We start from the raw sequence: 7,043 nt of genomic DNA, 5'->3' as shown, positions 1-7,043 counted from the left end.
CCGAGGTGATGGACCGCGACGAGGACGCCCTGGGCGAAGGGCGCGTCACCTCCCGGATCTTCGGGTGGCTGCCCGTGCCCGATGTGCCGGTCCGGGTGCAGCAGCGCAAGACCGGCAGCACCGCCGGCGCGCCGGAGTCGGTCGGCGGGATCGCGGCCGAGGTCGCCGAACGGGTCGGGGACGGGCTGCTGGTGCTCGGCCCCGGCAGCACCACCCGGGCGGTGGCGGCCGCGCTGGGCGCGGACGTCTCGCTCACCGGAGTCGACGCGCTCGCCCTGCGGCCGGGCCGTCCGCCCCGGATCGTGGCACTCGACGCCGGCGAGGACGCCCTCCTCGCACTCGGCCCCGCCTGGATCGCCCTCTCCCCCATCGGCGGCCAGGGCTTCCTCCTCGGCCGCGGCAACCAGCAGATCTCGCCGCGCGTCCTGCGCGCGGCGGGCGGCCGCGAGCGCCTGCTCGTGCTGTGCACGGAAGCGAAACTGGCCGCGCTCGGCGGCCGTCCCCTACTCCTCGACACCGGCGACGACGCGCTCGACGCGGAGCTGTCCGGCCACCTTCCCGTCATCACCGGCAGGCGGCGCACCTCGCTGTACCGCCTGGCCATGTGAGCACGTACCCCTGACACCGGACACAAGGAGCCCAAGATGATCTCCCTCGACGGCAAGCGCGCGATCGTGACCGGCGGCGGAGCCGGCATCGGCCGCGCCACCGCCCAGGTCCTCGCCGAGCTCGGCGCCCGCGTGGTGATCGCCGACATCGACACGGACGGCGGCGAGCGCACCGCGAAGGACACCGGAGGGACCTTCGTACGCTGCGACGTGTCACGGCGCGAGGACTGCGAGGCCGTCGTGCACACGGCGCAGGAGCGGTTCGGCGGCGTGGACGTCCTCTTCAACAACGCCGGCATCATCCGCCGCTCCACGGTCTGCGAGATCACCGAGGACGACTGGGACCTGGTGATGGCCGTGAACATCCGCTCGGTGATGCTGATGAGCCGCCTGGTGATCCCGGGGATGGCGGCCCGGGGCGGCGGCTCCATCGTCAACACCGGCTCCGGGTGGGGCATCCGCGGCGGCGGCCGGGCCGTCTCGTACTGCGCGTCGAAGGGCGCCGTCGTCAACATGACCCGCGCCATGGCCATCGACCACGGCCCGGACAACATCCGCGTCAACTGTGTCTGCCCCGGTGACACGGCGACCGGGATGCTCGCGGAGGAGGCCCGCCAGCTCGGCGAGAGCTCAGACGCGTTCTACGCCGACGCCGCCGACCGGCCGCTCGGCCGGATCGGGCAGCCCCGGGACATCGCCCAGACCGTGGCGTTCCTCGCCTCCGACGCCTCGGCGTTCCTGAGCGGAGCGATCATCCCGGTCGACGGCGCCGGTACCGCGTGACCCGCAGGTAGCGGATAATCGACCGGACCGAAGGGGAGGGCAGCCTCACATGCCAATCGAAAACCGCCCGCTGCGCGAACAGGTCAAGGAGGAACTGATCAAGCGCCTCGGGCGCGGCACGATCGCGACCAGCGAACCGATCAACGAGGGGCAGCTGGCCACCGAACTCGGCGTCAGCCGTACTCCGTTGCGCGAGGCACTGATCACGCTGGAGCGCGAGGGCGTCATCACCAGCGAGCGCGGCAAGGGCTTCCGCTTCACACCGCTCAGCGCACAGGAGTTCCGTGACCTGTCCGCGATCGTCGCGACGCTGGAGGCGCTCGCCCTGGAGTCCAGCGATCCCGAGCACCTGGCGGCGACAGCCCCTCGTCTCCTGGAGGAGGCGCGCGCGTTCTCGGCCCCGCAGGCGCCGCACGACGTCATAGAGCGTTACGACGACGCGTGGCACGACCTGCTCCTGTCCGGCTGCACGAACGACCGCCTGATGAAGCTGATCACCTCCCTGAAGGTGACGATGCACCGCTACGAGCGGGTGGCCCTGGGCGATCAGGACATCCTGGAGCGTTCGGCGGAGGAGCACGAGCGGATCGCCGAGTGTCTCCAGCGCGGCGACCGCGACGCGGCCGTCGCGGCGCTCAAGGAGAACTGGAGCAGCGGGATGCACCGGATCCTGGAACATCTGAAGGACTGACCACGGGCGGCGGTGGTGCGGGTCGGGCACCGGACTTGACCCGCACCGCCCCTTCGGGGTCCGATCACGGTGGACCCGTCGCCCGACCCAGGGACTGTGACCGCATGACTCTGCAGATCAGCGCCACCAACCCCGAACACCCGGCCCTCCTGCTCGAACTGCCCTGGCACATCCCCCTGGAGCAGTGGCCCGACGAGTACCTCGTGCCGCTCCCCCGCGGTATCTCCCGGCACGTCGTTCGCTACGCGCGAGCGGGCCAGGAGACCGTGGCCGTGAAGGAGCTCGCCGAGCGGCCGGCGCTGCGCGAGTACGAACTCCTGCGTACGCTCGACCGGCTCGGGATACCCGCCGTCGACCCGCTCGCCGTGGTCACCGGACGGACCGAGGCCGACGGCTCGCCCCTCGAACCCGTCCTGATCACCCGCCACCTGGGCGGTTCGCTGCCCTACCGGTCGATGTTCGAGACGACCATGCGCCCCGGGACGGTGCACCGCCTCATGGACGCCCTCGCCGTCCTCCTGGTGCGCCTGCATCTGACCGGGTTCGCCTGGGGGGACTGCTCGCTGTCCAACACCCTGTTCCGGCGGGACGCGGGCGCGTACGCCGCCTACCTCGTGGACGCCGAGACCGGGGAGCTGCACCCCCGGCTGAGCGACGGGCAGCGCGGGTACGACATCGAGCTCGCGCGGGTCAACATCAGCGGCGAGATGCTCGACCTGGAGGCGGCCGGCGCGCTGCATCCGTCCATCGACCCGATCGCGTTCGGCCTGGAGATCGAGGAGCGCTACGGGGCGCTGTGGACGGAGCTGACGCGCACCTCCGTCTACCCGGCGGGCAAGCACCATTACATGGAGCGCCGCATCCGCCGTCTCAACGACCTGGGCTTCGACGTCGCCGAGATGCAGATATCGCACTCGGACCACGGGGACACGGTGACGTTCGTGCCCAAGGTCGTGGACGCCGGCCATCATCAGCGCCAACTCCTGCGCCTCACCGGGATGGACGCGGAGGAGAACCAGGCGCGGCGGCTGCTGGGCGACCTGGAGAGCTGGATGGCCACCCAGGACGACTACGCCCCCGGCGACCGGCACGGCGCCCGCACCGAGGTGCTGGCCCACCGCTGGGTCCGGGAGGTCTTCCGGCCCACCGTTCGCGCGGCGCGCGACCACGTGCCCGCCCGGATGGACGCGGCCGAGCTCTACCACGAACTGCTCGAACACCGCTGGTACCTGTCCGAGCGGGCCCAGCACGACATCGGACTCGACGCGGCGGTCCAGGACTACGTCAGGAAGGCGGTTACACCGGACGACAGCTGCACATAGGCTGCCCTCCCGGAGCTGTGCGCCGGCGAGCCGGGCATGATCCAGACGAGAGGCATTAGGAGCCGCCCCGTGTTCTACCACGTGCTCAAATACGTCATCCTCGGGCCGCTTCTGCGTTTGTTCTTCCGCCCCAGGATCGAGGGCCTGGAGCACATCCCGGAGGACGGCGCGGCCATCGTCGCCGGCAACCATCTGTCGTTCTCCGACCATTTCCTGATGCCCGCGATCCTCAAGCGGCGCATCACGTTTCTCGCCAAGGCCGAGTACTTCACCGGACCGGGCGTGAAGGGGCGGCTGACCGCCGCCTTCTTCCGCAGCATCGGGCAGATCCCGGTGGACCGTTCCGGCAAGGAGGCGGGGCAGGCGGCGATCCGGGAAGGGCTCGGGGTGCTGAGCCGGGGCGAACTGCTGGGGATCTATCCGGAGGGCACCCGTTCGCACGACGGCCGGCTCTACAAGGGGAAGGTGGGCGTGGCCGTCATGGCGATCACCGCGCAGGTGCCCGTGGTGCCGTGCGCGATGGTGGGCACGTTCGAGATCCAGCCGCCGGGACAGACCGTCCCGCGCATCAAGCGCGTCACCATCCGCTTCGGTGAGCCGCTGGACTTCTCCCGCTACGCCGGTATGGAGAACCAGAAGGCCGCGGTCCGGGCGGTCACCGACGAGATCATGTACGCGATCCTGGGTCTCTCGGGTCAGGAGTACGTCGACGAGTACGCGGCCAAGGTGAAGGCCGCGCAGGCCGAACAGGCGGGGCAGTCGAAGAAGTTCCCGAAACTGCGACGCTGACGGCGGATCCGCGCTCGGTGAACTTCGCCGGCCCGGGTGACCGCCCGGCCCTAGCGTGGCCCTCATGAGCAAGGGACACGCATGGGTGCTGGGTGCGACGGGACAGATCGGGCGAGCGGCGGTGCAGTCGCTCGTCGAGGACGGCTGGGAGGTGACGGCCGCCTCGCTCGGCGGCGGCCGGGACGCGCGGTGGGACGGGGCGGTGCGCACGACCGCCCTGGACCGGAACGCCGACGGGGCGCTGGCGGCGGCGCTGGGCGACGGCTGCGACGTACTGGTCGACATGGTGGCGTACGACGCGGGTCACGCCCGTCAGCTGACCGGCCTCGCGGACCGGATCGGTTCGGCGGTGGTGATCTCCAGCGGTGCGGTGTACGAGGACGACCGGGGCCGCAGCTTCGACACGCAGGGCGAACCCGACGGTGCTCCGCGATATCCGCTGCCGATCCCGGAGTCGCAGCGCACCGTGCCGGCCGGCGACACGACTTACGGAACGCGGAAGATACAGCTGGAGCGGGATCTGCTGGCGGCCGGGGACACGCTGCCGGTGACGCTGCTGCGGGCCGGGGCGATTCATGGGAGCTACTGCCGCTCGCCGCGTGAGCTGTATTTCGTGAAACGGCTCCTGGACGGCCGGGACCGGCGGGTGCTCGCGTTCGGCGGGGAGTCCCGTTTCCACCCGGTCCATGCCTCCAACCTGGCCGAGCTGATCCGGCTCGCCGCCCTGCGGCCCGGTTCACGGGTACTGAACGCCGGGGATCCGCAGGCGCCGACGGTCGCGGAGATCGGCGAGGCCGTCGACGCGGTGCTCGGCCGCAGCACCAGGACCGTACTGATGGCGGGCGCGCCCGGGGAGGACCGCGTCGGCTCGACGCCCTGGAGCGCCGCTCACCCCATCGTGTACGACATGACGGCCGCCGAGCGTGAGCTCGGGTACCGGCCGGTCACGGGCTATGTGGAGTCGCTTCCGGAGACGGTCGAGTGGGTCGCGGCGCAGCTGGAGGGCAAGGACTGGACGGTGGCCTTCCCCGCCATGCTGCGGGCGTACGGGGAGAAGCTCTTCGACTACGCGGCGGAGGACGCCTGGCTGGAGGCGTACGACCGGAGGGGGTGAGACGGGTCCCGGGGCCCGAGGCGCTCCCGCTGAGGGGTGTTCACCCTGCCGGAGGGTCCAGCAGATCGCTCAGCGCGTCGTCCAGGACGCCGCGCAGCAGGCGCGCATCGGGGGCGACGGCCGTGACCAGCACGGCGGGGCCGGCGAGCGGGGTGCAAACGGCGGTCTCCCCCAGCAGCCGTACTTCGAGACACTCCTCGTCGAACGCCGGTTCCACGACGAGGAGTTGACCGACGGCCCGATGGCCGCCCAGGACCGCCGCGCCGTCCCAGCCGCCGGGGGCTCCCGGCCCGTACGCCATCTGCTGGTCGATCAGCGGACGGCCCGCCCGGTGCACGGTGAGGCGGCTGACGAGGGTGCCGGTGCCTTCGGCGTGGCGGCCGAGGATCTGCTCCTCGCGCAGCACCAGCCGTGCGGTGGGGGCGAGTCGGACGCGAGTGGTCATGCGCAGGTCGCTGCCGTGCGCCGAGACGAGCTGCTCCGGCAGCCAGCGCAGCCCGGCCCGCTCCCCCACGCTCAACGCGATGTCGTACGTGGCGGGTTCGCTTCCCGGTCCCGGCAGGGCCACGGTCGCCGCTGCCGAGTCGACGGTGAGCCGGGCACCTTCGCCGACCTGAGCCGCGATGGCCAGCCGGTCTCCGCCGAGCGGTGCGCTCATGGCGCCGACGACGGTGACCCGGGCGCCGTACCCGGCCGTGTCCCGGGTCCGGCGCAGGGCGAGCGGTCCGTCGCCCCGCAGCACGGGGAGCGCGGTGACGCCCCGCCCGTCGAGGGCCGCGGTGATCCGGGCGGTGGCCTGGATGCTCATGCGGTCCAGGCGGCGAGCCGCGCGCGCACCCAGTCGGCGACGGGCCCGACACCCTCCTCGGAGGTGAGCGAGGTGAAGGCCACCGGGAGCGGGCCACGCTGTTGTGCGGCGTCGTGGGCCATCCGCCCGAGGTCGGAGCCGACGTGCGGGGCGAGGTCGGTCTTGTTGATGACGAGCAGGTCGGAGGTGGTGACGCCGGGGCCTCCCTTGCGCGGGATGTCGTCGCCGCCCGCCACGTCGATGACGAAGATCTGGGCATCGACCAGTCCCTTGGAGAAGGTGGCGGTGAGGTTGTCGCCGCCGGATTCGACCAGGATCAGATCGAGTGGCCCGACGGTGTCCTCCAGGTCCTCGACGGCTTCGAGGTTGGCGGAGATGTCGTCGCGGATCGCGGTGTGCGGGCAGGCGCCGGTCTCCACGGCCTGGATGCGCTCGGGCGGCAGGACGGCATGGCGCAGCAGGAAGGCGGCGTCCTCCCGGGTGTAGATGTCGTTGGTGACCACCGCGATGGAGAGCTGGTCGCGCAGGGCCCGGCAGAGGGCGGCGACGGTCGCGGTCTTGCCGGAGCCGACCGGTCCGCCGAGTCCGATGCGCAGGGCGCGGCGGGTTCCGTCGGGGCGGGCGGCGTCGGCGCTCACGGCGGCGGGGCCGTGCTGGGTGTGGTCGAGGTGCATGGGGTGCGGCTCCTGATTCGTGCGGGGTCACGAGGCGAACAGGCGGACCGGCCAGGCCGCGTGCGACTCGGCGGTGATGTCGAGGAGCGGGGCCGAGGCGGCGGGCAGCGCGTCGATGGTGCCGTGCGCCGCCGCGGCGGCCTGTTCGGCCGTCCGGTCGAGTTCGGGTGCGAGGCGGGCGAGGACGGCGGTGGCCTCGAAGGGGTCGAGGGAGAGCAGGCGGACGACCGCGGTGGCCGGTCCGCTGACGGTTT

The 7,043-nt window shown here is 72.1% G+C and carries 7 protein-coding genes and 2 pseudogenes; 6 read left to right on the top strand and 3 right to left on the bottom strand.

What is annotated here, in order from left to right; all coding sequences use genetic code 11:
- The 6 genes and pseudogenes from ABZY11_RS41670 to ABZY11_RS41645 all read left to right on the top strand — a co-directional run.
- Positions 1-608 (top strand): annotated as a pseudogene (locus tag ABZY11_RS41670) (ATP-NAD kinase); the annotation flags it as partial.
- A 36-nt stretch (positions 609-644) separates the two neighbouring features.
- Positions 645-1,391 (top strand): SDR family oxidoreductase, encoded by a 747-nt coding sequence (locus tag ABZY11_RS41665; RefSeq protein WP_356484160.1) that lies wholly within the window; start codon positions 645-647, stop codon positions 1,389-1,391.
- Positions 1,392-1,440: 49 nt separating this feature from the next.
- Positions 1,441-2,082 carry a GntR family transcriptional regulator gene (locus ABZY11_RS41660; protein WP_356484159.1) on the top strand — a complete coding sequence of 214 codons (642 nt, stop codon included), beginning with the start codon at positions 1,441-1,443 and terminating at the stop codon, positions 2,080-2,082.
- Positions 2,083-2,186: 104 nt separating this feature from the next.
- Complete coding sequence (locus ABZY11_RS41655; RefSeq protein ID WP_356484158.1) at positions 2,187-3,404, top strand: DUF4032 domain-containing protein; 1,218 nt, start codon at positions 2,187-2,189, stop codon at positions 3,402-3,404.
- 69 nt (positions 3,405-3,473) lie between these two features.
- Complete coding sequence (locus ABZY11_RS41650; protein WP_356484157.1) at positions 3,474-4,193, top strand: lysophospholipid acyltransferase family protein; 720 nt, start codon at positions 3,474-3,476, stop codon at positions 4,191-4,193.
- Positions 4,194-4,257: 64 nt separating this feature from the next.
- Complete coding sequence (locus ABZY11_RS41645) at positions 4,258-5,307, top strand: NAD-dependent epimerase/dehydratase family protein (protein WP_356484156.1); 1,050 nt, start codon at positions 4,258-4,260, stop codon at positions 5,305-5,307.
- A gap of 40 nt (positions 5,308-5,347) precedes the next feature.
- Here the strand turns inward: ABZY11_RS41645 and ABZY11_RS41640 are convergent, their stop codons facing one another.
- From ABZY11_RS41640 to ABZY11_RS41630, 3 genes and pseudogenes are all read right to left on the bottom strand, one after another.
- On the bottom strand, positions 5,348-6,115 hold the full coding sequence (locus tag ABZY11_RS41640; RefSeq protein WP_356484155.1) for an urease accessory protein UreD: 768 nt from the start codon (positions 6,113-6,115) through the stop codon (positions 5,348-5,350).
- On the bottom strand, positions 6,112-6,789 hold the full coding sequence (gene ureG / locus ABZY11_RS41635; RefSeq protein WP_356484154.1) for an urease accessory protein UreG: 678 nt from the start codon (positions 6,787-6,789) through the stop codon (positions 6,112-6,114). The genes ABZY11_RS41640 and ureG overlap by 4 nt, the downstream gene beginning before the upstream one ends.
- Positions 6,790-6,816: 27 nt before the next feature.
- Positions 6,817-7,043, bottom strand: a pseudogene (locus ABZY11_RS41630) (urease accessory protein UreF); the annotation flags it as partial.

The sequence above is a fragment of the Streptomyces sp. NPDC006510 genome, assembly GCF_040611955.1.
GTDB lineage: Bacteria > Actinomycetota > Actinomycetes > Streptomycetales > Streptomycetaceae > Streptomyces.
The sequence above is the reverse complement of the archived record's forward strand: the minus strand, read 5'-3'. Positions and strand labels throughout refer to the sequence as shown.